Below are 25,726 nucleotides of genomic sequence, written 5' to 3'. Positions count from 1 at the left end.
CGCCATGAACACGTCGAGCCTCAAGAACAAACTCCCCCACCCGCGGCAGGACTTCGCCGCCTCGATCGTCGTGTTCCTGGTCGCCCTGCCGCTGTGTGTGGGCGTCGCCGTCGCCTCCGGTGTCCCGGCGGAACTCGGCCTGGTCACCGGCATCGTGGGCGGTCTCGTCACCGGTCTGATGCGCGGCAGCAGCCTTCAGGTGTCGGGTCCGGCGGCCGGACTGACCGTGCTGGTCTTCGAGGCCGTACGGGAGTACGGCCTCGCCGTCCTCGGAGTCGTCGTGCTCGCCACGGGTGTGCTCCAACTCCTCATGGGCGCCCTGAAACTGGGGCGCTACTTCCGGGCCATCTCGGTCGCCGTCGTCGAGGGCATGCTCGCCGGGATCGGCCTCGTGCTGATCGCCGGCCAGCTCTACTCGATGGCCGGGCTCAAGGCCCCCGCCTCCGGACTCGACAAGCTCGCCGGGCTGCCCGAGGCCGTCATCCACGCGGCCCGCAGCGCCGAGGCGCTGGCCTCGGTCGGACTCGGGGCGGGCACGATCGCCGTGCTCGTCCTGTGGCGGCGGCTGCCGAGCCGGGTGCGTACGGTGCCGGGGGCGCTCGGCGCGGTCGTGCTGGCCACGCTGGTGGCCTCGGGGTTCGGGTTGCCGGTGGCCAAGGTCGAGGTGCGGGGGCTGGCCGGTTCGATCCAGCTGCCGAGCCTGGAGGCCTTCGGGGAGCTCGCGAGCGTGGGCGTGCTCGGCACGGTGCTCGCCTTCACGCTGATCGCCTCCGCCGAGTCGCTGTTCAGCGCGGCGGCCGTGGACCGGCTGCACGACGGCCCCCGGACCGAGTACGACCGGGAACTGATGGCGCAGGGCGCGGGCAACACGGTCTGCGGACTGCTCGGCGCGCTACCGATGACCGCGGTGATCGTGCGCAGCGCGGCGAACGTCCAGGCGGGCGCGCGGACGAAGGCGTCCCGCGTGCTGCACGGCGTCTGGCTGCTGCTGTTCGCGGCGCTGCTGCCCGCCGCGCTCGGCGTCATCCCGCTGCCCGCCCTCGCCGGCATCCTGGTGCACGCGGGCTGGAAGCTGGTCCCACTGCGCGAGATCGTCTCGCTGTGGCGCGAGCACCGGGGCGAGGCGCTGATCCTCGTCGTCACGGCGGTGTCGATCGTCGCCGTCAGTATGTTCGAGGGGGTGCTCATCGGGCTCGCCCTGGCGGTCGCCAAGACGGCGTGGGAGGCCTCGCACGTCCGCCTGGAGGTCATAGACAAGGGTGCGGGCCCCGTCCAGGCGTATCTGTCGGGCAACGCGACCTTCCTGAGGCTGCCGAAGATCCTCGACAGCCTGGAGGCACTGCCCCAGGACCGCCCGGTCGAGCTGGACCTCTCCGGCCTGCACCACCTCGATCACGCCTGCCGCATCGCGCTGGAGAACTGGTCGGCGCGGCACAGTGAGGCGGGGACGGAACCGGTGAAGGTGACCACCGGCTGACCCCCCGGGGCTCGCGGTCGGGGGGCTCCTCGACCGCGAGCCCGCGTGAGGCATATCGTGGGATTAGTGGTGGTATGCGGCGGCTCGAAAGGGGGTCGTCATGCTCGATGAGCTCTTGGCCACGGCCGCGGTGGTCGGCACCGCGGGGGTGGTGTACGTCGCCGCGGCGGCCCGGGTCGTCAAGCAGTACGAGCGGGGCGTGGTGCTCCGGCTCGGGCGGCTCCGGGGTGGCATCAGGCCGCCCGGGTTCACCATGATCATCCCCGGCGTGGACCGGCTGCGTAAGGTCAACATGCAGATCGTGACGATGCCCGTCCCCGCGCAGGACGGCATCACGCGGGACAACGTCACGGTCCGGGTCGACGCGGTCATCTACTTCAAGGTGGTCGACGCGGCCGACGCGGTCATCCAGGTCGAGGACTACCGCTTCGCCGTCTCGCAGATGGCGCAGACCTCGCTGCGCTCGATCATCGGCAAGAGCGACCTGGACGATCTGCTCTCCAACCGGGAGAAGCTCAACCAGGGCCTGGAGCTGATGATCGACAGCCCTGCCATGGGCTGGGGTGTGCAGATCGACCGGGTCGAGATCAAGGACGTGTCGCTGCCGGAGACGATGAAGCGGTCGATGGCCCGGCAGGCCGAGGCCGACCGTGAACGGCGGGCCCGCATCATCAACGCGGACGCCGAGCTCCAGGCGTCGAAGAAGCTGGCGGAGGCCGCCGGGGTGATGTCCGAACAGCCCGCCGCGCTCCAACTGCGGCTGCTGCAGACCGTGGTGGCGGTCGCCGCCGAGAAGAACTCCACCCTCGTCCTCCCCTTCCCGGTGGAACTGCTGCGGTTCCTGGAACGGGCGCAAGTCCAGCCGGGGGCGCCGACAGTGGAGCAGCTACCGACGCGTCCGCGCCCCGCCGAGCACAAGGACGACGAGTTCGTGCTCGATGAACCCAAGGGTGACAAGTTCACGCGCGCCGAGGCCCAGGACGACGAGTTCCCACTCGACAACCCCGGCACAAGCCCTCTCCCGGACCCCGACTAATTACCGCGACCGCCCGCCGACTCCCTGCTACCGTCCTCCCATGAAGCGTGCCGCTGTGAAGACGACGACGCCGGAGAGTGTCCCGGCGCGCTGACTGCTGACGAGTCCGAAGCCCCGGGGCGAGTGCCCCGGGGCTTCGCCGTGTGGTCACTCGCTCCTTGAGAAGCGAGGAGACCACCATGACCGCCGTCCCCGACCACCGCCGCCTCGGCCGTGAACTGGACCTGTTCGACACCGATCCCCTGATGGGCGCGGGCCTGCCCTACTGGCTGCCCGACGGCGCGGCCGTGCGCCACGCCCTGGAGGAGTTCGTCCGCGACGCCGAGCGACGCGCGGGCTACCAGCACGTGTACTCACCGGTGCTGGGCAAACGGGAGCTGTACGAGACCTCCGGGCACTGGTCGCACTACAGCGAGGACATGTTCCCGCCGATGGAACTCGGCGGCGAGCAGGTGGTGCTGCGCCCGAGCCTGTGTCCCCACCACGCGCTCATCTACCGATCCCGCTCCCACAGTTACCGCGAACTCCCGCTCCGCATGGCCGAGTTGGGCGGCATGTACCGCTCCGAGCCGTCCGGTGTCCTCGGTGGCCTCACCCGCGTACGCGCCATCCAGCTCAACGACGCGCACCTCTTCTGCACCCTGGAGCAGGTCGCCGAAGAGGCGGCGGCGGCACTGGAGTTGATCCACCGGGCGTACGAGGCGATGGGCATCCGCGCGGCCCGTCACCGGCTCTCCCTGCCGGGCCCCGGCGGCAAGTACGTCGCCGACCCCGAGCTGTGGCGGCGTTCGGCGGCGCTGCTGCGCGAGGTACTCGACCGCTCCGGGGTGGCGTACGAGGCCGTCGAGGGCGAGGCCGCGTTCTACGGCCCCAAGATCGACGTCCAGATCGCCGATCCGGCGGGCCGGGAGTCCACCCTCTCCACCGTCCAGGTCGACTTCCACCAGCCCGAACGCTTCGACCTGCACTACATCGGCGCCGACGGGGCGAAACACCGGCCGGTCATGGTCCACCGCAGTGTCATCGGCAGCCTGGAACGGGCCGTCGCCCACCTCATCGAGGCGCACGGCGGCGCCTTCCCGCCGTGGCTCGCCCCGACCCAGCTGGTGGCCCTGCCCGTCTCCGACGCGCGGGCCGAGGTCGAACAGGCGGCCGATCTCGTACGCCGCTGCCTGGACCGGGGCCTCCGGGCCCGGCTCGTCACCCCTGACCAGGGCAGCCTGGGCGCCCGGATCCGCGCCGCCCGCCTGGTCCCGTACCAGGCGGTGATCGGTCCCCGGGAGACCGCGGCCGACGAGATCGCCCTGCGCCTGCGCGACGGCCGCCGCCTCGACCCGCGGCCGGCCAGCGAGGCGCTGGACCGCATCACCCGTCTCGTCCGCGCCCACAGCACCGAGCTGATCGACTAGATTTCCGCGCCGTGGACAAACTGCAGGTACGCCAGGGGTGGTTGAGACAGCGGTGGCGGTCGGTGACCGTGCTGGGAGCGGTCTTCGCACTGGCCGGGGGCGGGGCGCTGTACGCGCAACTCCGCCCGGTGTTCCCGGGGACGGACGCACGGGCCTGTTCCGACAGCACCGTGCCGTTGACGGAGCAGGCCGGCGCGTCCGCGCTGGCACTGCCCGAGCACGCGGTGGACCTGCGCTACGACACCACCCGTCTCCGTCCGCGGGCCGGAACCCCGACGGGCACGACCGGCAGGACGGTCCTGAGGATGGAGTTCCGCGCCACGTCCGTCGACATCCAAAGGTGGCTGACCGCCAACCGTCTGCCGAAGCCGGCCGACTTCGACACCTTGGGCGGTCCGGAGGCGCTCGGTGCGACCTGCGGGGTCCTGGAGGACGGCTTCTCGGACTGGCAGACCACGAGCGGGCGGCTCGCGCCGACCGTGACGACCCCGTACGGGCTGCGCCTCATCGTGAACATCGACCCCGACAGCCGTCCGGAACCGGCCGTCCTGGTCACCCTCCAGGAGGCCTGAGCACGACTCGCGGGTACCCGGCTCCCGTCGCACCATCGAGGGACACGGCCGGAAGGGGTACGCGGTGGCCAAGAAGGACGGCAAGGGCACGAAGGACGGCGAACAGGGCAAGGGCAGGGACCCGGCCCCGCTGCGCCGGCTGCTGCGCGTCCCCGGCGGCAAGGACGTCGACCTCTCCTCGTACGACGCCAGGGCCACGCCCGCCGGTCCGCGCGACAAGGCCGCCGGTCTTGCCGCCATCGCCCAGATGGTCGAACGCCTCGCCGACCTGCAGGAACGCCTGTGGGCCGCGAGTACGGCGGGTGACCGCCGACGGGTCCTGCTGGTCCTTCAGGGGATGGACACCAGCGGCAAGGGCGGCACGGTCAAGCACGTCATCGGGCATTTCAACCCCGCCGGCTGCCGCATCCGGGGCTTCAAGGCGCCGACCGCAGAGGAGCGCAGGCACTCCTTCCTCTGGCGGATCGCACGGGCCTTGCCCGAACCCGGCGAGATCGGCATCTTCGACCGCTCGCACTACGAGGACGTCCTGGTCGCCCGCGTCCGCGAACTGGCTCCCCGCAAGGAGATCGCCCACCGCTACGGCAAGATCAACCGCTTCGAGAAGTCCCTCGCCGACGACGGCGTCACCGTGGTGAAGTGCTTCCTGCACATCTCGTACGACCAGCAGCGCCGCCGGCTCCTGCGGCGGCTGGACAACCCCGACAAGCACTGGAAGTTCAGCCCGGACGACATCGACGACCGTGAGCTGTGGCCCGCGTACCAGAAGGCGTACGAGACCGTCCTCGAGCGCTGTTCCACACCGGAGGCCCCCTGGTTCCTCGTCCCCGCCGACCGCAAGTGGTACCGGAACTGGGCGATCAGCACACTGCTCCTGGAACACCTGGAGAAGCTGGACCCGCAGTACCCGAAGGGCGACTTCGACGTCGCGGAGGCCAGACGGCGGCTCCTGAAGGACACCTGACCCGCGCCAGGACGCCGCGGCCGGGTACCCGGCTTCGGTGGTGCGAAGGCGGCCCCGTCCGGCGGTCGACCCGTCGGACGTACCGCACTCGAGACCGGCGTACGAGACCGGCGTGCGTTCCGCCGGGTCCAGCCGGGTGACTTCCGCGCCCCCGTCGGCCGGGCACGTGTGGACAATGGGCGAATAGTCTGGATTACCCACATATCTTCATCGGGTGATCATTCCAGTACGACGATTCGCCGCGACCTGCGCCCTCGGCGCGCTCGGGGTCGCGCTCGCCGCCTGCGGGACCCCCGGCACCCCGCACGCCGCCCGCCCAGGGCACCCCGCGTCGGCCTCGGGCAGCGCAGGCGCCCAGCCCTCGCGACCCCCCACACTCGCCCCCGGCTCCAGCGGTATCACCCCCGTCTTCACCAACGGTCCGCGGACGCAGGACAAGACCGTCGCGCTGACCTTCGACGCGGACATGACCGCGGACGAGGGGCCACGCGCCGCGGCCGGGGAGCACTTCGACAACCCCGAACTGATCGCCACGCTGCGCGCGTTCAAGGTGCCGGCGACCTTGTTCATGACCGGACGCTGGGCCGACGAGTACCCGAAGGAGGCCAAGGACATCGGGCGGGACCCGCTCTTCGAGGTCGCCAACCACTCGTACAGCCACTACGCCTTCACCGACAACTGCTACGGCCTGCCCACCGTGCCCCAGGAGCGGATGCGGGCCGAGGTGGAGGAGGCCTACGCCGCCTTCAAGAGGGCGGGCGTGCCCCACGCGATGCCCTACTTCCGGTTCCCCGGCGGGTGCTACGACCAGCAGGCACTGCGCACGCTGAGCGCCGTGGGCGTGACCGTCGTGCAGTGGGACGTCGTCAGCGGGGACGCCTTCGCGACCGACTCCGACGCCGTGGCCCGGCAGGTGCTGGAGGGCGTGAAGCCCGGATCCGTCGTCGTCATGCACTGCACGCGCAGCGCGGCACCGGTGACCGAACAGGCCCTGCGGACGATCGTCCCCGAGCTGCGGAAGAAGGGGTTCCGCTTCGTGAAGGTCTCCGAGATGATCGGCTCGGCGACGCAGGGCGAGCGGCACGGCACCACGTAGGCGCGCTCCGGTCCCGGCCTACGCTGGGGCCATGAGCGACGACTACTGCGCCACCCCGGCGGCCCCCGCCCCGGTACCGGACCAGGCCGACGCCGGGCCGCCGTTCGCCGAGTGCGTGCTGTGCCGGAAGCCGACCGAGTACCCGGAGTCGTACAAGGGGATCACGCTGTGCCCCGTCTGCGAGTGGCAGGAGGCACAGCGGACCGCCTGTTCCGGGTGACGGTGGCGGTGGCGTGACCGCTCGCCGAAGAACCGATCTTCCGCCTGGCACACTGGAGGGCGTGAGCAGCGACCCGACCGTAGCCGACGCACCCGGCCGACCCGACGTACCCGGCTCGGCCGAGGACAGCCCCTTCCGATCCGAGCGCACCGCGCGCGACGAGGCCCCGCAGTTCGTGCTGCCGCTGGTCGTGCGCATCGAGAAGGCCGCTCCCCCGGCACGCACGGACGCGCTGGAGAGCGCGGCCCGCGCCGTGCTGACGATCCTCAGCGATGAGCGGGCCCTCGGGGACGGCGAGTGGGCGCAGGCGGTGCGTGACTGGCAGGACGCCCGGATCCGCAAGGTCGTCCGACGGGCGCGCGGCGCCGAGTGGCGGCGGGCCGAGGCCCTGCCCGGCATCACGGTGACCGGGAAGTCCGCCGAGGTGCGCGTCTTCCCGCCGGTTCCCCTGGACGGCTGGCCGAAGGACCTGGTCAAGCTCCAGGTCTCCGGCACCGACCTCGACGACCCGGAGCCGCCGGTGGACGCGGACCCGACGGCGCCCGTGCTGTGGCTCAACCCCGATCTCGACATGTCGGCCGGCAAGACGATGGCGCAGGCCGGGCACGGCGCGCAGCTGGCCTGGTGGGAGCTCTCGGACGAGGAGCGGGAGGCCTGGCGCGACGCCGGTTTCCCCCTCGCCGTCCGCACCGCCGACCCGGCCCGCTGGAGCGGACTCACCACCTCCGGGCTGCCGTTGGTGCGCGACGCCGGCTTCACGGAGATCGCGCCGGGGTCGTGCACGGTGGTGGCCGACCATCCGGCGCTGCGCTCCTGACCGCCCCGACCGACCCTGAGTGACCTACGGACCCGAGGAGGCGCGATGGCCGGGACCCGGCTGGACGGCAGGGTCGAACGCGGCAACCGCACACGGCAGTTGGTGCTCCGCCGCACGGTCGACATCGCCTCGGTCGAAGGGCTGGAAGCACTGTCCGTGGGCCGTCTGGCCACCGAGCTCCGGCTCAGCAAGAGCGGGGTCTTCGCGCTCTTCGGCTCCAAGCAGGAACTGCAGCTGGCCACCGTGCGGGAGGCCGCGCGCATCTACGTCGAGCAGGTGATCCGGCCCGCGTCCGAGACCCCCGCCGGTGTCGCCCGGACCTGGCGGCTGTGCGAACTCTGGCTGGACTACTCCCAGGGCCGGGTCTTCCCCGGCGGCTGTTTCTTCTACGAGGTCATCGCCGAGTTCGACGCCCGGCCGGGGCCCGTGCACGACGCCGTCGCACAGGCCCAGCGGGACTGGACGGCCCATGTGGAGCACACCATCACCGAGGCCCGCGACCTGGGTGAGCTGCACTCCGACACGGATGCCGCGCAACTCACCTTCGAGCTCATCGCGTTGATGGAGACGGCGAACGCGGTGTCGGTGCTGCGCGACGAGACGGACGTCTACCGCAGGGCCCGCGTCGCCATCCTTTCCCGGCTGCGTGCGGCGGCGACCGACCCGTCCCTCGTGGCCGAGCTCTCCCGACCCGCCGGGCCCTCCTGACCCGCCGGGCTCTCCTGACCTGCCGAGCCTTTGACACGGCAACCGTCACGGCCGAAAACAAGTAGCACGATCGTTCGCTCAGTTTTATGCTCTGGCGTATGACATCGACCGGAGTGGACATCGTCGAGCTCGACCGGATCGCCGTGTACGAGTCGTTGCGGCTCGTCGGGCTGGCGCGGGGCGGGGACTGGGAGCGGGACACGCCGTGTGCGGGGTGGACGCTGCGGCGGCTGGTGGCGCACATGGCCGCGCAGCACCACGGGTTCGCGGCCGCCGCGCGGGGAGCGGGGCACGAGACGGCGTACTGGCGGGAGCCGGAGGACATGAGCGATCCGGACCGGACCTACCGGGGAGCGGCGACGGCGGTGCTGGCCGCGTTCGCCGAACCGGGCGTGACGGAGGGGGAGTTCGTACTGCCGGAGATCAGGGACGGGGGCGGGTTCCCCGGCGGGACGGCCCTCCGCTTCCACTTCGTCGACTACGTGGTGCACGCGTGGGACGTCGCCGCCACGCTCGGCGTCGGGCTCGAACTGCCGGACCACGTCCGCGGGGCGGCCCTGGCCGTCGCCCGCCTCGTACCGACGGATCCGGCCGGTCGCGGGCCGGGGTTCGCGTTCGCGCCGCCGGTCGACGTGCCCGTGGGCGCGGACCCGCTGGACGAGGCGCTGCGGCTGCTCGGACGTGCACCGGAGAAGTGGCCGCTGTCGGGTGATGGCACGGATTCACAGCGGATTTGACCTGAACCGAGGATTGGCTTTAGCCGTGCTTGAACATTCCCGGTGCCCCGCACGTACCTCACGTCGCTGGCCAAGTACAGGTTTCCAACGACCAGTTGGTTTCCCCCGGGAGGCTCATTTTGCGGCGTATCAACGGTTCCGCCTTCGTCATCGCGGCGCTCGCCGCCACTGTCGGCGCACTCGTGTTCCCTGTGTGGTCGTACGCCGACCGCGCCGGCACGGGGCAGGCGAATCTGGCGGCGGGGACGGTGAACACACAGTGGGGGCCCCTGTCCGCCTCCGACCGCGACCTGATCGTGCGCGTGCGGCTGGCCGGACTCTGGGAACTGCCGGCGGGACAGCAGGCGATCGAGCGGGCCCCCAACAAGGCGATCAAGGAGGCGGGCGACCACCTGATCGTCGGCCACACCGACCTCGACAAGCGGGTGCGGGTCATCGCGGCCCAGCTCAATGTCGAGCTGCCGAACCAGCCGAACGCGCAGCAGCAGGGCTGGCTGCAGGAGATGACCGCGGCGACGGGCGCGGAGTACGAACGGAAGTTCGTGAACCTGCTGCGGGCCGCGCACGGCAAGATCTTCCCGGCGATCGGCGCGGTCCGTAATTCCACCCGCAACTCACTGGTCCGGCAGCTGGCCTCGGACGCCAACCAGACCGTGCTCGACCACATCACCATCCTGGAGAAGACCGGGGCCGTCGACTTCGACGCCATCGCCAACGACACGGCCGCCCTGTCGACCGCGAGCCCCACCGGCCCCCCGGCGCCGGCCGCCGGCGTCACGGCGCCCTCCGCGCCGCCGGTGCAGCCGGGCAACGGCGTCGTCGCCACGTCGAGTCCCTCGCCCGCGCCGCCGGGGCAGGTCAACACCGCCCGGCCGGAGCCCTCGGATCCGGACAACGTGCTGCGGTAACCGGTACGGCCGCCGGTGCCTCGGGGCGCCGGCGGAACCTCAAATGTTGCTCTGAACGTCCGGCGACATGGGTTCGGCCCCGCTTCCCGGGGCCATGACTCCGTCACGCCGGAACACGGGTCCGTCGTGCGGAGACAGCGGCCAGGGTCGCAGCGGCCGGGGTTCGAGTGGTGACGGAGGAGGCGACATGACGCAGCCGAGGCGGCTGGGGACGGGAATCGGGTGGCGGCCGGAGATCGCCGAGGCCGTGGAGCGCATGCCCGGCATCGACTGGGTCGAGGCCGTGGCGGAGAACCTGTGCCCCGGGCATCTTCCCGAGCCGCTGCTGCGGCTGCGCGAGCGGGGTGTCACGGTGGTGCCGCACGGGGTCTCGCTCGGCCTCGGCGGCGCGGACCGGCCCGAGGAGTCCCGTCTCACCGCCCTCGCGGAGCGGGCCGAGGCGCTGGGCTCGCCGCTCGTCACGGAGCACATCGCGTTCGTACGGGCCGGGGGCGCGCTCACCGCGTCGCCGTCGCTGGAGGCCGGGCACCTGCTGCCGGTCCCCCGCACCCGGGACGCCCTCGACGTGCTGTGCGAGAACGTCCGTATCGCGCAGGAGGCCCTTCCCGTCCCGCTCGCGGTCGAGAACATCGCCGCGCTGATCTCCTGGCCCGGCGAGGAGATGACCGAGGGGCAGTTCCTGTACGACCTGGTGGACCGCACCGGCGTACGCCTCCTCATCGACGTGGCCAACCTCCACACGAATCACGTCAACCGGGCCGAGGATCCCGCGAAGGCCCTCGACGAGCTCCCCGTCGAGGCCATCGCCTACGTCCACGTCGCCGGCGGCTTCGAACGGGACGGCGTCTGGCACGACAGCCACGCCCACCCCGTCCCCCGGCAGGTCCTCGACATCCTGGCCGACCTCGCCTCCCGAGTGACCCCTCCGGGGGTCCTCCTGGAACGCGACGAGAACTTCCCGGCCCCGGACGAACTGGAGAGGGAGCTCGGCGCGATCAGAGCCACCCTGACGAAGGCGCGGGCACGGGGCGTGACGCCGTCCGAAACCCCGGCCGGCCGGCAGTCCGGTGAGGCCGCGGCCACTGCGAGCGGCACCACCGGGGCAACCGGGAGCCGCGCGGACCGGGTGGCCGTGGGAGCCCGGCAGCGGCTCGCGCTCGGGCAAGCCGCTCTGTTGTCCGCGCTCGTCGCGGGTACCCCCCTGCCCGAGGGGTTCGACCGGGGGCGGCTGGGTGTGCAGGCGCGGGCGCTCGCGGCCAAGCGGGCGGATGTGGTCGCGAAGGTGGCGGCGGAGCTGCCGGAGATCCTCGGGGACGCGTACCGGCCGGTGTTCCTCGCGTACGCGCAAGGGCATCCGATGAGCGGTGGGTACCGGCGCGACGCGTTGGACTTCGCCGAGTACATGCTGCTCGCGGGGCACCCCGAGGACGCGGAGACACGGCGGCGGCTGCGTGCGTGGTGGCTGGAGCGGTCCGGCCCGACCCCGCCGTCGCAGCGGCCCACGGCCCGGCTGGCCCGCGCGACCCGACGGGTACTGCTGCGCCGCTGACCGCGCCCGCACGTCAGGCGCCGACGCGCACTGCCACGCACGCCGTAGTGCCTCGCCCCGGCAGAGTGTGCCGGGGTTAACACCGGGCCCCGCCCGGCCGGATTCCATGTCTGTTTTTCGGGGTTTCCTGACGGTATGGACTCAGGTCGAACTACCCCATTCGACGCCTTCCTCCCGCCCGGCAACCCTTTCTCCTCGTACGGCAGTTGGCGTACTGCCCGAAGTAATATGCCAACCCGCACCCGTAGCGCACCAGCGTGCGGTGCCGCAACAGGAGGCACCATGCGATCCATCAACCGCACCGGATTGGTCAGTGGGACAGGACTCATCATCGCGGCCCTCACCGCGACCCTCGTCGCGCTGATCTTTCCGATCTGGTCGTACGCGGACCGCGCCGGCACCGGCCTGGACACCCTGAACGCCCAGTCCGTGTCGACGCAGTTCGGTCCGCTGTCCGCACTGGACCGGGAGTTCGTCGCCAAGGTCCGGCTCGCCGGGCTGTGGGAACTGCCCGCCGGCCAGCAGGCCGAGGAGCGCGGCACCACCCAGGCCGTGAAGACGGCGGGCGCGCACCTCGTCGAGGGCCACACGTTCCTGGACGCGCGCGTCCGGAACGTCGCCGCACGGCTCGGACTCGAACTCCCGAACCAGCCCAACGCACAGCAGCGCGGCTGGCTGGCCACGCTCGACGCCGCGCACGGCACGGACTACGACCGGAAGTTCGCGAACATCCTGCGCCGGGCACACGGCAAGGTCTTCTCCGTCGTCGCCCAGGTCCGCGCGAACACCCGCAACTCGCTCGTACGGGACCTCGCCGACGACGCGAACACCACCGTGCTCGACCACATCAAGGTCCTCGAAGCCACCGGGTACGTGGACTTCGACGCTCTCGCCCAGGACGCCGCGACCGCGAGCCCGCCCCCGCTGACGGCTTCCCCGGCCCCGCCGGGTCCCACCCAGTCCCCGGACAGCCCCGTCCCCGTCACGCCGTCCGGAACCTATCCGCTGCCCCCGGCCGCGTCCCGCCCCAAGGGCTAGCGGAGTGGCGCCGCTCGGCAAACACCGAAACGTCACAGAGCCACAACGCTCCGTCCATATCGTGGGCATACCGTGGCGCCGACCTGGACTCTTCGCGTAGAAACACGCCATGTTCTGGGTCCTTCTCCTGCTCCTGGCCTGGGCCGCGGCCGGTATCTCCTGCACTCGGCTGTGCCTGGCCGCCGTGCGCGCGGCGGCGGTCGACGCCGACGCGGCGCGCGGACACCACCTCACGCTGTACGAGGCGGCGTTCCTGTCCGGCGGCCCCGCCCGGGTCGCCGATCTGACCCTGGTGTCGATGGCTCGTCAGCGGCGGCTGCTGCTCGCGCACACGGGCTGGGCGACCGTCGTGGACCCGCGTGGGCGCGACGAGATGGAGCGCTCGGTGATAGGGGCGATAGGTCCGCAGGGGCAGTCCCGGATAGCGCCCGTACGGGCGAGCACGGCCGCCGCGGACTCGGTACGCCGCCTCGCCGACCGTCTCGTCGCCGCGGGCCTCGCCGTGCCCGACGGCGCCCGCACCACCGTCGCGAGCGCCATCCGCCAGGTCCAGGCCGCCGCCGCGGCCGTCCTCACGCTGGGCGCCGTCGCCGTGCTGTTGCCCTCCCAGTCCCGGGCGAGCGAGAACGACGTGCCGATCGCCGTGTGGTTCTCGCTGCCGCTCATCCTCACCGTGAGCTGCCTCGCCATCGCCCGCATCGAGGTCCACCCGTACACGCGCTGGGCCTCCCCGGCCGGACAGCGGCTGCTCGGCACCCTCGCCCGGCACCCCGACGCCACCGGCGACGACCGTACGTATCTCACCTCGGTCGCCGTCCGCGGCGTCCGGGCGGTCGGCGAGCCGGAGCTGCGCGCGGCCTTCGCGCACCGCGACCGAAGCCCCGAGTGGCAGCGCTGACGGCGCCCGAGGGGGCGCATAGGGGTCATTGGGGCCGACACCGGCACCAGGTGCTTTACTTCATCAACTGACGAACCAAACATCCCTTTTGTCGCTGCCGTGCGCCGAAGGGGATACGCGATGAGAGCTGCCGTCCTGTACGGGACCACCGGGTCCTTGCTTCTGAGCGGCCTCATCGCCGCCCCCGCGGGCGGTGCGGCGGCCTGGCCGGACCCCGCGGCCTCCCTCGAGGCGCGCGGCACCACCGTCGCCGCCGCCCGGGCCGCGACGGCCGGCATCCACTGGGGCACTTGCCCCAAGGGGGACGACTTCCCTGTCGAGATGCGCTGCGGCACGGTCACCGTGCCGCTGGACTACGCGCAACCCGACGGCAAGAAGATCAAACTGACCGTCAGCCGCGCCCACGCCACCGGCAAGGACCTGCGCAACTCCAAGCACAAGGTGCCGCGTCAGGGCTCCCTCGTCTACAACCCGGGCGGCCCGGGCGCGTCCGGCATGTACTTCCCGCTGATCGGCTTCCTCCCCGAGTGGAAGCGCATCGCGGCCGCGTACGACCTCGTGGGCTACGCCCCGCGCGGGGTGGACCGCTCGGCCCCGCTGTCCTGCGAGGACCCGAAACACTTCCTGAAGGGGCCCGCGCAGTCGCCGACGAACCCCTCGGAGACGTACAAGAAGGAGCGCATCGCGGAGGCACAGGCGTACGCGCGCGGCTGCCTCAAGCGCTCCGGACAAAGCATCCGGCACTACACCTCGCTCAACAACGCCCGCGACCTCGATGTGCTGCGCGCCGCGCTGGGCGAGCGGAAGCTGACGTTCATGGGGGCGTCGTACGGCACGTACTTCGGAGCCCTGTACGCGACGCTCTTCCCCTCGCACGTACGCCGGATGGTGTTCGACTCGGCGGTGAACCCCGACCCCCGGCAGATCTGGTACCAGAACAACCTCGACCAGTCGGCCGCGTTCGAGGCCCGGTGGGCGGACTTCCGCGCGTGGATCGCCAAGCACGACAAGGAGTACGCGCTCGGCACCACGCCCCAAGCGGTGCTGCGCAACTACGAGAAGGCGCGCGCACGGCTCGCCACGGCGCCCGCGGGCGGCAAGGTGGGGCCGCGTCAGTTGCAGGGCGCGTTCCTGGAGGCGGGGTACTTCGACGACTACTGGCCGCAGCGCGCCCTGGCGCTGTCCGCCTATCTGAAGGGCGACCCGAAGCCGCTGGTCCAGCAGGCCGGGCCGCATCCGGAGGTGTCGGCCGAGGCGGAGAACGGCAACGCGGTGTACACGGCCGTAGAGTGCAACGACGCGGCCTGGCCGACGGACTGGCGTACCTGGGACCGGGACAACACGCGGCTCGCGCGCGTGGCTCCGTTCGAGACCTGGGACAACGTGTGGATGAACCTGCCGTGCGCGTACTGGCCGGTGCCGCGGCAGAAGCCCCTCGCTGTGCGGACGCTGCCCGGGGCGCTGGCGCCGGTCCTGATCCTGGCGGCCGAGCGGGACGCGGCGACGCCCTACGAGGGGGCGGTGGAGCTCCAGCGGCGGCTGTCCGGCTCGGTCCTGGTGACCGAGAACGGCGCCGGGACGCACGGGATCGCGGGCGGCCCCAACCAGTGCGTCAACGGCTACCTGGACGCCTACCTCCTGGAGGGCCGCCTCCCGGAGCGGCGCGCGGCATGCGCCCCGCACGCGGAGCCGGAGCCGGTGGCGCCGGGCGGTGACAAGACCACCCGGCACGACGCACAGGCCCGTGAGGACGCGAAGACGACCCGCCAGGCTCCCTGATCAGGCGAGACCGGCGACCAGCTCGGCCACGGACTTACGGCGGCCGGTGTAGAACGGGACCTCCTCGCGGACGTGCATGCGGGCCTCGGAGGCGCGCAGGTGGCGCATGAGGTCGACGATGCGGTACAGCTCGTCGGCCTCGAACGCGAGCATCCACTCGTAGTCGCCGAGGGAGAACGAGGCGACCGTGTTGGCGCGCACGTCCGGGTAGCCGCGGGCCATCTTGCCGTGGTCGGCGAGCATGCGGCGGCGGTCCTCGTCGGGCAGCAGGTACCAGTCGTACGAGCGCACGAAGGGGTAGACGCTCACGTAGTTGCGCGGCGTCTCGTCGGCGAGGAACGCCGGGATGTGCGAGCGGTTGAACTCGGCGGGGCGGTGCAGCGCCATGTTCGACCAGACCGGCTCCAGGGCGCGGCCCAGCCTGGTGCGGCGGAAGAGGTTGTAGGCCTCCTGGAGCTGGTCGCTGGTCTCGGCGTGCCACCAGATCATCAGGTCGGCGTCGGCGCGCAGCCCCGACACGTCGTACGTGCCGCGGACGGTGACGTCCTTCGCGGCGAGCTGGTCGAACAGCTCCTGGACCTCGTCGGCGTAACCGGCGCGGTCTTCGGGGAGCACGTCCTTCAGCCTGAAGACGGACCACAGGGTGTAGCGGATGACCTCGTTGAGGTCCTTGGCCAGCTTGCCCTTGTTCGGGACCCTGCCGGACTCGGTGGTGGGGGCGTCGTCACTCATGGGTCTATTCTCCCGCTCCGCCGTGCAGGCTCTGCACCGGGTTCGCCCTCAGCGCGTCCAGTCCGGCGCGGTCGCCGCCGAGCTGGTCCACGGCGGCGTACGCGCTCGCGACGCAGGCCGGGATGCCGACCCCGTCGTACGCCGCGCCGCAGACGGCGAGCCCCGGGAGTTTGGCCACGTGCTCGCGGACGCGGGCCACGCGCGCGTGGTGCCCGACCGGGTACTGCGGCAGGCCGTCGTCCCACCGGGTCACCCGGGTCGCCACGGGCTCGGCGGCCAGGCCGGTGGCCGCGCGCAGGTCGTGCCGGGAGACGTCCACGAGGTCGGCGTCGTCGCGGCCCAGCACCTCCGTCTCGCCGTACCGCCCGACGGAGGTGCGCAGGACGAGCAGGTCGGGGTTCTCCTCGGCGATCCAGCCCCACTTCTGGGAGGCGAAGGTGGATGCCTTGATGGTGTGGCCGTCCACCGGCGGCACCAGGAAACCGCTGCCTTCGGGGAGGGTGATGTCCGCGCGCCGGTAGGCGAGCGTCACCAGCGCCATGGAGGCGTACTCCACACCGGCCAGCTCGGTGGCCGCAGCGGGCGCCTCGGCCCTCAGCAGGGCGGCGGCCGCGCCGGCGGGCACCGCGACGACGACCCCGTCCGCGTGCAGGACGCGGCCCCCGGCCACCACCCGCCAGCCCCCGTCCTCGGCGCGGCGCAGCTCCTTCACCGGGGCGCCGGTGACGATTTCGCCGCCCCGCGCGCGCACCGACCGCGCGACCGCGAGCGGCAGTTGGCCCACCCCGCCCTCGATGCCCATGAACACCGGCCCGGTCTGCCGGGCCGCGGCCGCCTTCGCCTGGATCTCGCGGACCGCCTCGGTCAGGGAGACATGGGTGCGGACGGCGGCGAACAGCTGGGGGACGGCCAGCCGCATGGAGATGCGGTACGCGTCGCCTGCGTAGACGCCGCCCAGGAGGGGCTCGACCAGGCGGTCGACGACCTCGCGGCCGAGGCGTGCCGCCACGAACTCCCCCACCGCCACGTCGTCGCCGACTTCCGTGCGGGGCAGCTCGTCGTCGCGCCCGATGCGGGCCAGCCCCTCGTCGGAGAGGACTCCGGAGAGGGCGGCGGCCGTGCCGGGCACGCCCATGACGTGGCCCTTGGGCATGGGGCGCAGCGCGCCGCGCGTCCACAGGGATGCGGTCGCGGTGGCGGGCGGCCGGAGGCGGTCGGCGAGGCCCACCTCGCGGGCGAGCGCGACCGCTTCCGGGCGGCGGGCGAGCATCGACTCGGCGCCGAGATCGACCCGCGCGCCCGCGATCTCGCCGGGCAGCAGCTTGCCGCCGACGCGGTCCGACGCCTCCAGGACGGTCACCCGCGCGCCGCGGTCCAGCAGGCGGTGGGCGGCGGCCAGACCGGCGATGCCGCCCCCGATGACGACGACCTGTCCCGTACCCGTACGACTGTCCTGTGCGCGCATGACTCCACCTTCTCAGACCCCGCCGAGGGGCCCTCCGGGACCCGGTGCCGTGAGCCGGTACGGCGGGGTGTCCTGCGCGAGTCCCGACCGTGACCGCATCGGGATCGGATCCGTCCAACGTCGCGCCGGGCCCCGGCGTCGAAGGAACGTCAGCAGTCACCACCCAGGGGGGTACGTCCACATGCGCACTCGACGTTTCGCACGAACCGGCCCGGTCCTCGCCGGGATATTCCTCGCCGCCGCGCTCGCGGTGACGGGCTGCGGCGCCGCCGGCGGTGGCTCCTCCTCCAGCGCCGACAAGGCGGCCGCGCCGGGCGCGGAGAACGCCCGCTCGGGTGCCGCGGACAGCGCCGCCTCGGGCGCGGGTGGCGCACAGTCCACCACCCCCTCCAAGGCCACCGGCCCGTCCGTGCCGGCCGGCAGCCACATCATCCGCACCGCCTCGCTGACCCTGCGGGTCAAGGATGTGCCCAAGGCGCTGGACGCCGCCCGCACCGCGGCCGTCGACGCGGGCGGCTACGTCGGCAACGAGACGACCACCCGGGACGGCGGGGGCCGCGAGCGCACCCGAGCCGTCCTGCGGGTGCCCACCGACCGCTACGACGCGGTGCTCTCCTCCCTGGAGGGCACCGGGAAGGTCGTCGAGCGGACGGCGAAGGCGGAGGACGTCACCGACCAGGTCGTCGACGTGGAGAGCCGCGTCACGTCGCAGCGCGTCAGCGTGGCCCGGGTCCGCGAGCTGATGGACCGGGCCACCAAGCTCAGCGATGTGGTCGCCCTGGAAGGCGAGTTGAGCACCCGTGAGTCGGACCTCGACGCCCTGCTCGCCCGGCAGGCGTCCCTGAAGGACCGCACCAGCCTGGCCACCATCACGCTCTCCCTCTCCGAGACCCCGCTGAAGGACGCCGGGAAGAAGTCCGACGCGCCGGGCTTCGTGGACGCGCTCACGGGCGGCTGGGACGCGTTCGTCACGATGCTGCGCTGGATCACCGTGGTGTTCGGCGCGGTGCTCCCGTTCCTGCTGAGCGCCGGGCTCCTCCTGGCGCTGTGGCTGCGCCTCGCCCGCACGGGGCAGCCACGCCGGCCCGGGGCCGAGGCGGCTCCCGCGAGTGCGGGTTCGCTGCCGGTGGCACCGCCGGTGCGCGAAGAGGGTGGCGACGAGGGCTGAAATGCCCGGCCCCCGTAGCGTGTTCGCATGAGCATGAGCCGTACGGAGCGACTGGTCGTGATCGGGGGTGACGCGGCGGGCATGTCCGCCGCGTCACAGGCACGCCGGATGCGCGGGCCCGGCGAGCTGGAGATCGTGGCGTTCGAACGCGGTCACTTCAGCTCCTACTCGGCCTGCGGCATCCCGTACTGGGTGGGCGGCGACGTCCCCGAGCGGGACCGGCTGATCGCGCGGAGCCCGGCGGAACACCGGGAGCGCGCGATCGACCTGCGGATGCGCACGGAGGTCACGGAGATCGATGTCGCCGGGGGCCGCGTCCGCTCGCTCGACCTCGGGACCGGGGCCGAGGAGTGGACCTCGTACGACAAACTCGTGATCGCGACCGGCGCCCGTCCGATCCGCCCCGACCTGCCGGGCGTCGACGCTCCGGGCGTGCACGGCGTGCAGACCCTGGACGACGGCCAGGCCCTCCTGGACACACTGGCGGTGACCGAGGGCCGCCGCGCGGTGGTCGTCGGCGCGGGCTACATCGGCGTGGAGATGGCCGAGGCGCTCATCAACCGCGGGTACGAGGTGACGGTCGTCAACCGCGGCAAGGAGCCGATGTCCACCCTCGACCCCGACATGGGCCGCCTGGTGCACACGGCCATGGAGAACCTCGGCATCACCATGGTCAACGACGCCGAGATCACCAAGGTCCTGACCGGGGACGCGGGCCGGGTCCGCGCGGTGGCCACCGAGGACGCACAGTACCCGGCGGACGTGGTCGTGCTCGGCATCGGCGTACGCCCCGAGACCACGCTCGCACGGGCCGCGGGACTCCCCCTCGGCGACCACGGCGGGCTGCTCACCGACCTGGCTATGCGGGTGCGCGGGCACGAGAACATCTGGGCCGGCGGCGACTGCGTCGAGGTGCTCGAGCTGATCTCGGGACGCGAACGGCACATCGCGCTGGGCACGCACGCCAACAAGCACGGGCAGGTCATCGGCTCCAACGTGGGCGGCGGGTACGCGACCTTCCCCGGTGTCGTCGGTACGGCCGTGAGCAAGGTCTGCGACCTCGAGATCGCCCGCACCGGGCTGCGCGAGAAGGACGCGCACCGGGCGGGCCTGCGGTTCGAGGCCGTCACCATCGAGTCGACCAGCCGCGCGGGCTACTACCCGGACGCGGACCTCATGACGGTGAAGATGCTCGCCGAGCGCCGCACGGGGCGGCTGCTCGGCGTGCAGATCGTCGGCGGGGAAGGCGCGGCGAAGCGGGTCGACATCGCCGCGGTGGCGCTGACCGCGGGCATGACGGTGGAACAGATGACATCCCTGGACCTGGGCTACGCGCCCCCGTTCTCACCGGTCTGGGACCCCATCCTGGTGGCGGCACGCAAGGCGGTGACGGCGGTACGCGAGAACTCCGCGTAGGAGGAGCGCCCCAAAGGGGCGCGGGGCTGTGACATATGCGGCTCCGCCGCGTGGGCGCGACCAGCCACGACGCATCCGCAGTCGACACTCGACCGCTGCGCGCCTACGCCGATTCGTGCCCCGAGTTCCCGTTGATCCGGTCTATCGCCTGCCGCGCCTGCTCGGCCGGCGGCCGCGCCGGCAACGAGGACACCGACGCTGAGGCGGTGACGGCCGCGGGCTGCGTGGTGGGCGGCTTCGCGTGGGCGGCCGACCGCGCGGAGCGCAACCGGTGGCTGACGGCCTCGTCGAGGGTCACCGGCCGCTGCATCCGCGCCGCGAGCCGTCCGGCCTCCTGGCCGAGCGCGGCGACGTCCTCCCAGGGGAGGTGCAGCACCAGGGCGATTTCCGCCTCGCCGTCGGGCAGGGCATGCATCGGAGGAGTAACTCGGTCGTTCATCGCCTGTGTCCTCACGTCTCTCGCGTCGCGTCTTCGTCGCGGTGCGGGCGGTTGAGGAGACATACGGATTCGGGCGCGGGGGCGTTCACGGATTCACCCGGCGTATCCCGGGCACTAGTTCCTCGTGGTCATCCCCGTCCATGACGTGAACCCGGTGCGCCGCACGCCCTATGTGACGTACGCGCTGATCGCCGCCAATGTTCTGGTGTTCCTCTACACGCCCGGCCTCGCGGGATCGGTGGCGGGTGACAGCGGGCTCTCCCAGCTGTGTCATCTGCACGCGTTCCTGGAGCACTACGCCGCGGTGCCGCAGGAGTTGGTCCACCATCAGTTGCCCCGCCTGGTCCCGACCGGCGACGTCGGCGTCGGGGCAGGAGGCCCCGGGTGTCTGGTCGGGCCGCCGGCGTACGACAAGTCGCCGCCGCTCTCGGTCCTCACCGCGATGTTCCTGCACGGCAGCTGGCTGCATCTGCTCGGCAACATGCTCTTCCTGCTGATCTTCGGCAACAACATCGAGGACCGCCTCGGCCATGTGCGGTTCGCGGTGTTCTACGTGGCGTGCGGCTACGCGGCGGCGTACGGCTTCGCGTACCTCAACGCCGACTCGACCGACCCGCTGATCGGCGCCTCCGGAGCGATCGCCGGAGTCCTCGGCGCCTATCTGGTGCTCTATCCGAAGGCCAGGGTCTGGGTGCTCGTCCCGTTCCTGGTCTTCCTGCCGCTGCGGCTGCCCGCATGGCTGGTGCTGGGCTTCTGGTTCGGGTTGCAGGCGGTGTACTCGTCCGGCGGCGGCGTCTCCACCGCCGGAACCGTGGCGTACGAGGCCCACGTGGTCGGCTTCCTCGTGGGGATGCTGCTGGCCTGGCCGCTGCGCCCGGGCACCCCGCCGCCGCCGGAACCGCGCAGCCTGCTGTTCGGCAGACAGGCGCGGCACAGCTGGTGAGGCGCGCGGCGCTGAGCGGTGCGGCGGCCCCCGTACGAGGTCAGCGCGCGGTCTGCTGGTGGACGTGCTCCACGAGGCGGGTCAGCGCGTCCGGGTCGGTGCTCGGCAGGACGCCGTGGCCCAGGTTGAAGACGTGGCCCTCGAGACCGGCGGCGGCGTCCAGCACCTCGCGGGTCTTGGCCTCCACGGCCTCGGTGGTGGAGAAGAGGACGGCGGGGTCGAGGTTGCCCTGGAGCGCCTTGCCGGGGCCGACACGGCGTGCGGCCTCGTCGAGCGGGACGCGCCAGTCGACGCCGACGACGTCCGCGCCCGCCTCGCCGATGAGGCCGAGCAGCTCGCCGGTGCCGACGCCGAAGTGGATGCGCGGCACGCCGTACCCGGCCACGGACTCGAAGACCTTGGTGGACGCGGGCATCACCGAGCGCCGGTAGTCGGCGGGTGCCAGGGCGCCGACCCAGGAGTCGAAGAGCTGAACGGCGCTCGCGCCCGCCTCGATCTGCACCTTCAGGAAGGCGGAGGTGATCTCGGCGAGACGGTCGAGCAGGTCGGCCCACAGCTGCGGGTCGCCGTACATGAGCGCCTTGGTGTGCTCGTGGTTCTTGGACGGACCGCCCTCCACGAGGTAACTCGCGAGGGTGAAAGGCGCGCCCGCGAAACCGATGAGCGGGGTCTCGCCGAGCTCGGCCGTCAGGAGCTTGATCGCCTCGGTGACGTACCAGACGTCCTCAGGGGTCAGATCGCGCAGCTGGGCCAGGTCGGCACGGGTGCGGATCGGGTTCTCGACGACCGGGCCGACGCCCGGCTTGATGTCGAGGTCGATGCCGATGGCCTTCAGCGGGACGACGATGTCGCTGTAGTAGATCGCCGCGTCCACGTTGTGCCGGCGTACGGGCTGGAGGGTGATCTCGGCGACCAGCTCGGGCCGCATGCAGGAGTCCAGCATGGCGATGCCCTCGCGCACCTTGAGGTACTCGGGCAGCGAGCGACCGGCCTGCCGCATGAACCACACCGGCGTGTGCGGCACGGGCTCGCGCCTACACGCCTTCAGGAAGGCGGACTCGTACGTGGCTGTCGGCGGCTGGCCCGTGGCGGGGCGGTCATTGGCACTCACGACGGAAAGTCTCGCACGCCCCGCCGACGCACAGGTGCCGGGCTCCGGCGCCCGGAGTGGAGCGCTCCCGCCTGCGCGTTCACGCGGCGCGATCCGGACAGTGGTCCGGCGCACGGGTGTCTCTCCCTGCGCGCGGGCTCCGTTCCCCTTAATCTTCCCCGCATGGCTGCGGCTCAGGGACGACTGTCGGACGGCGCTGGCGAAATGGACGATGCCAAGGAGGGGGACCGGGATGCGAGGGAGACGGCTCCGCCGCCCTTCCGGGCTGCCGTCGACGCATTGAGGGCCGCGCGGCTGCGGCCCGAGATCGAGATCGATCCGACGCGCCCGCCACAGCGCCTTGCCCCCTACGCCTACGCGCTGGAGGCCGCGGTCGTCGCCGACGACGAGGACCTGGCGGACGGCCGGCTCATCCTGCTGCACGACCCGGCGGGGCACGACGCCTGGCAGGGCTCCTTCCGGCTGGTGACGCTGGTCCGCGCGGAGCTGGAGCCGGAGATGGCGGCCGATCCGCTGCTCCCCGACGTCTCCTGGTCGTGGCTGACCGGCGCGCTGCAGGCCCGCGGTCTGTCGTACGGCGAACCGAGCGGCACCGTCACCCGGGCGAGCTCGCACTACTTCGGGGGGCTGTCCGAGCGCCCCTCCGCGTCCCAGATCGAGATCCGGGCCTCCTGGACGCCTCGTGAGGGCCTGGGCGGCGTACCGGACACGGCCACGCACCTCGCCGCCTGGTGCGATCTGCTCTGCCAGATCGCGGGCCTGCCCCCGGCGGGGCCGGGCGACGGCTCGGTGGTGACCCTCCCGCAGCGCCGGGGGCCGCAGTCCCGCTGAACGCCCTTCTTGCGTTTCTCCGTCTTCCGGGGCGCCCGTGTCCTGTCGAACGGGCGCCCTTTTCGAGCTCGCGGAACGCCGCGCCCTTTGCCGAGTTCCTTGCCGAGGTTTTGTCGATACGGCCACTTTCAGCCGTGTCGCGACATGGAACGACTCGGTTCGATCTTCGGATGATCGATCGCGTGTCCGAATTGCACGGATTGTTACTCACCAAATCGTGATCATTCTCTAAAGGCGGACGGGTTTGATGCCGAAGACGTCTGTGACCTTGAAAGCACGGTTCGCCCCGGCTTCATCCCCACAGCCGGTCCCCGTCCCGCACCCCCAGGAGGCCTGGTGTCCGTTCTCCTCGAGCAGCCCGCAAGCCTGGTCGCCTACCGCCCGAACAAGCCGACCGCCATGGTGGTCGTGGCCGACCCACGGGTCCGATCCACCGTCACCCGCCACCTCTGGGCGCTCGGAGTGCGCGACGTCATCGAGGCGTCGTCCGTCGCGGAGGCCCGTCCCCGAATCGGCAACCCGCGCGACATCTGTGTCGCCGACGTCCACCTGCCCGACGGCAGCGGGCTCACCCTGCTGTCCGAGACCCGAGCCGCGGGCTGGCCCAACGGCCTCGCCCTCTCCGCCGCCGACGACATCGGCGCCGTGCGCAACGCCCTCGCGGGCGGCGTCAAGGGCTATGTCGTCACCGGCACCCGTACGAACGTCGGGCTCCCCACCCGACCCGGTGTCGCGCCCATCGGCTCGGCCGCCGCCCGTATGCACCGCCGCCCCCCGGGTGCCCCGAGCCACCCGGGCGGCTACCGCGAGCTCTCCGGCCGTGAGGTCGAGGTGCTCCGGCTCGTCGCCGAGGGCCAGTCGAACAAGGCCATCGGCGTCTCCATGGGCCTGTCCGCGCTGACCGTCAAGAGCCACCTCGCCCGCATCGCCCGCAAGCTCGGCACGGGCGACCGCGCCGGGATGGTGGCGGTCGCCCTGCGGACGGGGATCATCCACTGAAACGGGGGCACACCCCCACCGGACCGGAACTTTCACCGACCTGACTGGTTTACGACCCTCCTGCGCCCGTCGACGGAACGTTCCGTCGGCGGGCGTAGTCCATACACAGATACCCTTGACAGGTGACCGACGCCCAAGAGACCGCAGCAGACAGCTCACTGCGAACCACCGGAGGCGGCCCTCCGGACGACGTCGAATCGGCGCCGATCCCTTTGCTTGAGCCCCGAGAGGGCATTCCGCCCGTCGTCGCCGACGAGACCTCGCTCGCCGAGGTGATCGCGGCCTTCGCCGCCGGCTCCGGCCCCGTGGCCGTGGACGCCGAACGCGCGTCCGGGTACCGATACGGCCAGCGCGCCTATCTGGTGCAGCTGCGCCGCGAGGGTGCCGGCAGCGCGCTGATCGACCCCGTCGCCTGTCCCGACCTCTCCGGGCTCGGCGAGGCCATCTCCGGCGTCGAGTGGGTGCTGCACGCCGCCACCCAGGACCTGCCGTGTCTGCGGGAGATAGGCATGGTGCCGACGCGGCTCTTCGACACCGAGCTGGCCGGACGCCTGGCCGGGTTCCCCCGAGTGGGCCTGGGCGCGATGGTCGAGAGCGTGCTCGGCTTCGTCCTGGAGAAGGGGCACTCCGCGGTCGACTGGTCCACGCGCCCTCTCCCGGAGCCGTGGCTGCGCTACGCCGCGCTCGACGTGGAACTGCTCGTCGACCTGCGCGACGCCCTGGAGAAGGAGCTCGACCGGCAGGGCAAGCTGGACTGGGCCCGGCAGGAGTTCGACGCGATCGCGCAGGCCGAGCCCGCGCCGCCGCGCAAGGACCCCTGGCGCCGTACGTCCGGGATGCACAAGGTGCGCCGCCGTCGGCAGATGGCGGTCGTACGGGAGCTGTGGGAGACCCGGGACCGGATCGCCCAGCGCCGGGACATCTCGCCGGGCAAGGTACTGGGGGACGGGGCCATCGTGGAGGCCGCGCTCTCCCTTCCGGCCAACGTGCACGCGCTTGCCGCGCTGAACGGGTTCGGGCACCGGATGGGGCGGCGCCAGCTGGAGCAGTGGCAGGCCGCCGTGGACCGCGCGAAGGCGGTGCCGGACGCCGAGCTGCCGCAGCCGGGGCAGCCCGTCACCGGGCCTCCGCCCCCGCGCGCCTGGGCCGACAAGGACCCGGCCGCCGCCGCCCGGCTCTCCGCGGCGCGGGCCGCCGTGTCGGCGCTGGCCGAGCAGCTCAACATGCCGCAGGAGAACCTGATCACTCCGGACACGGTGCGGCGGGTGTGCTGGGAGCCGCCGGCCGGTGCCGACACCCAGTCGGTTTCGGCTGCCCTCGCGGGGTACGGGGCTCGGGCGTGGCAGGTGGAGCTGGTCACACCGGTCCTGGTGGAGGCGCTGGCCGTCAAGGGCGCCTAGTCGCCGTACGAGGT

At 72.2% G+C, this 25,726-nt stretch carries 25 protein-coding genes; 21 read left to right on the top strand and 4 right to left on the bottom strand.

The genetic code is table 11. From position 1 onward, the window contains the following. Nucleotides 1–4: 4 nt before the first annotated feature. The 15 genes from ACIQTP_RS13370 to ACIQTP_RS13300 all read left to right on the top strand — a co-directional run bounded on the left by ACIQTP_RS13370 (nucleotide 5) and on the right by ACIQTP_RS13300 (nucleotide 15,208). The gene (locus ACIQTP_RS13370) at nucleotides 5–1,477 is read left to right on the top strand and encodes a SulP family inorganic anion transporter (protein ID WP_403399365.1); all 1,473 of its coding nucleotides are present in this window, start codon (nucleotides 5–7) and stop codon (nucleotides 1,475–1,477) included. A gap of 100 nt (nucleotides 1,478–1,577) precedes the next feature. Then, nucleotides 1,578–2,513 carry a slipin family protein gene (locus ACIQTP_RS13365; RefSeq protein WP_403399363.1) on the top strand — a complete coding sequence of 312 codons (936 nt, stop codon included), beginning with the start codon at nucleotides 1,578–1,580 and terminating at the stop codon, nucleotides 2,511–2,513. A gap of 158 nt (nucleotides 2,514–2,671) precedes the next feature. Then, nucleotides 2,672–3,922: a threonine--tRNA ligase gene (gene thrS, locus ACIQTP_RS13360; RefSeq protein ID WP_403399361.1), complete on the top strand. Its 1,251-nt coding sequence runs from the start codon at nucleotides 2,672–2,674 to the stop codon at nucleotides 3,920–3,922. A gap of 11 nt (nucleotides 3,923–3,933) precedes the next feature. Beyond that, nucleotides 3,934–4,494 carry a hypothetical protein gene (locus tag ACIQTP_RS13355; RefSeq protein ID WP_403399359.1) on the top strand — a complete coding sequence of 187 codons (561 nt, stop codon included), beginning with the start codon at nucleotides 3,934–3,936 and terminating at the stop codon, nucleotides 4,492–4,494. 64 nt (nucleotides 4,495–4,558) lie between these two features. Further along, nucleotides 4,559–5,458, top strand: a complete 900-nt coding sequence (locus ACIQTP_RS13350; protein WP_403399357.1) for a PPK2 family polyphosphate kinase — start codon at nucleotides 4,559–4,561, stop codon at nucleotides 5,456–5,458. Between the two features lie 214 nt (nucleotides 5,459–5,672). Then, nucleotides 5,673–6,554, top strand: coding sequence for a polysaccharide deacetylase family protein (locus ACIQTP_RS13345; protein WP_403399354.1), 882 nt, complete (start codon nucleotides 5,673–5,675; stop codon nucleotides 6,552–6,554). A 31-nt stretch (nucleotides 6,555–6,585) separates the two neighbouring features. Then, nucleotides 6,586–6,774, top strand: coding sequence for a hypothetical protein (locus ACIQTP_RS13340; protein WP_403399352.1), 189 nt, complete (start codon nucleotides 6,586–6,588; stop codon nucleotides 6,772–6,774). A 61-nt stretch (nucleotides 6,775–6,835) separates the two neighbouring features. After that, the gene (locus tag ACIQTP_RS13335) at nucleotides 6,836–7,591 is read left to right on the top strand and encodes a peptidyl-tRNA hydrolase (protein WP_403399351.1); all 756 of its coding nucleotides are present in this window, start codon (nucleotides 6,836–6,838) and stop codon (nucleotides 7,589–7,591) included. 45 nt (nucleotides 7,592–7,636) lie between these two features. Next, entirely contained in the window at nucleotides 7,637–8,299 is a 663-nt protein-coding gene (locus ACIQTP_RS13330; protein ID WP_403399349.1) for a TetR/AcrR family transcriptional regulator, read from the top strand. Nucleotides 8,300–8,397: 98 nt separating this feature from the next. Then, entirely contained in the window at nucleotides 8,398–9,036 is a 639-nt protein-coding gene (locus ACIQTP_RS13325) for a TIGR03086 family metal-binding protein (RefSeq protein ID WP_403399347.1), read from the top strand. A 119-nt stretch (nucleotides 9,037–9,155) separates the two neighbouring features. Beyond that, nucleotides 9,156–9,944, top strand: a complete 789-nt coding sequence (locus ACIQTP_RS13320) for a DUF4142 domain-containing protein (RefSeq protein ID WP_402038437.1) — start codon at nucleotides 9,156–9,158, stop codon at nucleotides 9,942–9,944. Between the two features lie 187 nt (nucleotides 9,945–10,131). Next, entirely contained in the window at nucleotides 10,132–11,493 is a 1,362-nt protein-coding gene (locus ACIQTP_RS13315) for a DUF692 domain-containing protein (protein WP_403399345.1), read from the top strand. Nucleotides 11,494–11,775: 282 nt separating this feature from the next. Continuing rightward, nucleotides 11,776–12,531, top strand: a complete 756-nt coding sequence (locus ACIQTP_RS13310; RefSeq protein WP_403399343.1) for a DUF4142 domain-containing protein — start codon at nucleotides 11,776–11,778, stop codon at nucleotides 12,529–12,531. A 109-nt stretch (nucleotides 12,532–12,640) separates the two neighbouring features. Further along, the gene (locus ACIQTP_RS13305; RefSeq protein WP_403399341.1) at nucleotides 12,641–13,429 is read left to right on the top strand and encodes a TIGR04222 domain-containing membrane protein; all 789 of its coding nucleotides are present in this window, start codon (nucleotides 12,641–12,643) and stop codon (nucleotides 13,427–13,429) included. 120 nt (nucleotides 13,430–13,549) lie between these two features. Then, complete coding sequence (locus ACIQTP_RS13300) at nucleotides 13,550–15,208, top strand: alpha/beta hydrolase (protein ID WP_403399338.1); 1,659 nt, start codon at nucleotides 13,550–13,552, stop codon at nucleotides 15,206–15,208. Here the strand turns inward: ACIQTP_RS13300 and hemQ are convergent, their stop codons facing one another. Beyond that, nucleotides 15,209–15,940 (bottom strand): hydrogen peroxide-dependent heme synthase, encoded by a 732-nt coding sequence (gene hemQ, locus ACIQTP_RS13295; RefSeq protein WP_402038448.1) that lies wholly within the window; start codon nucleotides 15,938–15,940, stop codon nucleotides 15,209–15,211. 4 nt (nucleotides 15,941–15,944) lie between these two features. Then, on the bottom strand, nucleotides 15,945–17,405 hold the full coding sequence (gene hemG / locus ACIQTP_RS13290) for a protoporphyrinogen oxidase (protein WP_403399336.1): 1,461 nt from the start codon (nucleotides 17,403–17,405) through the stop codon (nucleotides 15,945–15,947). Nucleotides 17,406–17,586: 181 nt separating this feature from the next. Here hemG and ACIQTP_RS13285 point away from each other — a divergent pair, with 181 nt between their 5' ends. Further along, nucleotides 17,587–18,573 carry a DUF4349 domain-containing protein gene (locus ACIQTP_RS13285; RefSeq protein WP_403399333.1) on the top strand — a complete coding sequence of 329 codons (987 nt, stop codon included), beginning with the start codon at nucleotides 17,587–17,589 and terminating at the stop codon, nucleotides 18,571–18,573. A gap of 27 nt (nucleotides 18,574–18,600) precedes the next feature. Beyond that, a complete protein-coding gene (locus ACIQTP_RS13280; protein WP_403399331.1) occupies nucleotides 18,601–19,989 on the top strand; it encodes an FAD-dependent oxidoreductase in 1,389 nt (462 codons plus the stop codon). A gap of 103 nt (nucleotides 19,990–20,092) precedes the next feature. Here the strand turns inward: ACIQTP_RS13280 and ACIQTP_RS13275 are convergent, their stop codons facing one another. Continuing rightward, the gene (locus tag ACIQTP_RS13275) at nucleotides 20,093–20,428 is read right to left on the bottom strand and encodes a hypothetical protein (RefSeq protein WP_101401515.1); all 336 of its coding nucleotides are present in this window, start codon (nucleotides 20,426–20,428) and stop codon (nucleotides 20,093–20,095) included. Nucleotides 20,429–20,552: 124 nt separating this feature from the next. On the opposite strand from ACIQTP_RS13275, the gene ACIQTP_RS13270 reads away from it, so the two are divergent. Next, nucleotides 20,553–21,371 carry a rhomboid family intramembrane serine protease gene (locus ACIQTP_RS13270; protein WP_402038459.1) on the top strand — a complete coding sequence of 273 codons (819 nt, stop codon included), beginning with the start codon at nucleotides 20,553–20,555 and terminating at the stop codon, nucleotides 21,369–21,371. 40 nt (nucleotides 21,372–21,411) lie between these two features. On the opposite strand, the gene hemE is transcribed toward ACIQTP_RS13270, so the two are convergent. Beyond that, the gene (gene hemE, locus ACIQTP_RS13265; RefSeq protein WP_402038462.1) at nucleotides 21,412–22,482 is read right to left on the bottom strand and encodes a uroporphyrinogen decarboxylase; all 1,071 of its coding nucleotides are present in this window, start codon (nucleotides 22,480–22,482) and stop codon (nucleotides 21,412–21,414) included. 204 nt (nucleotides 22,483–22,686) lie between these two features. Between hemE and ACIQTP_RS13260 the strand changes: the two genes are divergently transcribed. The 3 genes from ACIQTP_RS13260 to ACIQTP_RS13250 all read left to right on the top strand — a co-directional run bounded on the left by ACIQTP_RS13260 (nucleotide 22,687) and on the right by ACIQTP_RS13250 (nucleotide 25,712). Further along, the gene (locus ACIQTP_RS13260) at nucleotides 22,687–23,313 is read left to right on the top strand and encodes a DUF3000 domain-containing protein (RefSeq protein WP_384917887.1); all 627 of its coding nucleotides are present in this window, start codon (nucleotides 22,687–22,689) and stop codon (nucleotides 23,311–23,313) included. A 336-nt stretch (nucleotides 23,314–23,649) separates the two neighbouring features. Continuing rightward, nucleotides 23,650–24,312 (top strand): response regulator transcription factor, encoded by a 663-nt coding sequence (locus ACIQTP_RS13255; RefSeq protein ID WP_054234007.1) that lies wholly within the window; start codon nucleotides 23,650–23,652, stop codon nucleotides 24,310–24,312. Between the two features lie 122 nt (nucleotides 24,313–24,434). After that, entirely contained in the window at nucleotides 24,435–25,712 is a 1,278-nt protein-coding gene (locus tag ACIQTP_RS13250) for a ribonuclease D (protein ID WP_403399326.1), read from the top strand. The last annotated feature ends 14 nt before the right edge of the window (nucleotides 25,713–25,726 follow it).

This window comes from Streptomyces sp. NPDC090798, from assembly GCF_044768965.1.
GTDB lineage: Bacteria > Actinomycetota > Actinomycetes > Streptomycetales > Streptomycetaceae > Streptomyces.
This window is presented reverse-complemented; position numbering and strand designations above follow the sequence as displayed.

Excerpts from the sequence above, each read along its gene's own strand:
- ACIQTP_RS13370 (WP_403399365.1), top strand. The coding sequence starts at position 5 with ATGAACACGTCGAGCCTCAAGAACAAACTCCCCCACCCGCGGCAGGAC.
- ACIQTP_RS13365 (WP_403399363.1), top strand. The coding sequence starts at position 1,578 with ATGCTCGATGAGCTCTTGGCCACGGCCGCGGTGGTCGGCACCGCGGGG.
- ACIQTP_RS13340 (WP_403399352.1), top strand. The coding sequence starts at position 6,586 with ATGAGCGACGACTACTGCGCCACCCCGGCGGCCCCCGCCCCGGTACCG.
- ACIQTP_RS13330 (WP_403399349.1), top strand. The coding sequence starts at position 7,637 with ATGGCCGGGACCCGGCTGGACGGCAGGGTCGAACGCGGCAACCGCACA.
- ACIQTP_RS13325 (WP_403399347.1), top strand. The coding sequence starts at position 8,398 with ATGACATCGACCGGAGTGGACATCGTCGAGCTCGACCGGATCGCCGTG.
- ACIQTP_RS13315 (WP_403399345.1), top strand. The coding sequence starts at position 10,132 with ATGACGCAGCCGAGGCGGCTGGGGACGGGAATCGGGTGGCGGCCGGAG.
- ACIQTP_RS13310 (WP_403399343.1), top strand. The coding sequence starts at position 11,776 with ATGCGATCCATCAACCGCACCGGATTGGTCAGTGGGACAGGACTCATC.
- ACIQTP_RS13305 (WP_403399341.1), top strand. The coding sequence starts at position 12,641 with ATGTTCTGGGTCCTTCTCCTGCTCCTGGCCTGGGCCGCGGCCGGTATC.
- ACIQTP_RS13300 (WP_403399338.1), top strand. The coding sequence starts at position 13,550 with ATGAGAGCTGCCGTCCTGTACGGGACCACCGGGTCCTTGCTTCTGAGC.
- hemQ (WP_402038448.1), bottom strand. The coding sequence starts at position 15,940 with ATGAGTGACGACGCCCCCACCACCGAGTCCGGCAGGGTCCCGAACAAG.
- hemG (WP_403399336.1), bottom strand. The coding sequence starts at position 17,405 with ATGCGCGCACAGGACAGTCGTACGGGTACGGGACAGGTCGTCGTCATC.
- ACIQTP_RS13285 (WP_403399333.1), top strand. The coding sequence starts at position 17,587 with ATGCGCACTCGACGTTTCGCACGAACCGGCCCGGTCCTCGCCGGGATA.
- ACIQTP_RS13280 (WP_403399331.1), top strand. The coding sequence starts at position 18,601 with ATGAGCATGAGCCGTACGGAGCGACTGGTCGTGATCGGGGGTGACGCG.
- ACIQTP_RS13275 (WP_101401515.1), bottom strand. The coding sequence starts at position 20,428 with ATGAACGACCGAGTTACTCCTCCGATGCATGCCCTGCCCGACGGCGAG.
- ACIQTP_RS13260 (WP_384917887.1), top strand. The coding sequence starts at position 22,687 with ATGGACGATGCCAAGGAGGGGGACCGGGATGCGAGGGAGACGGCTCCG.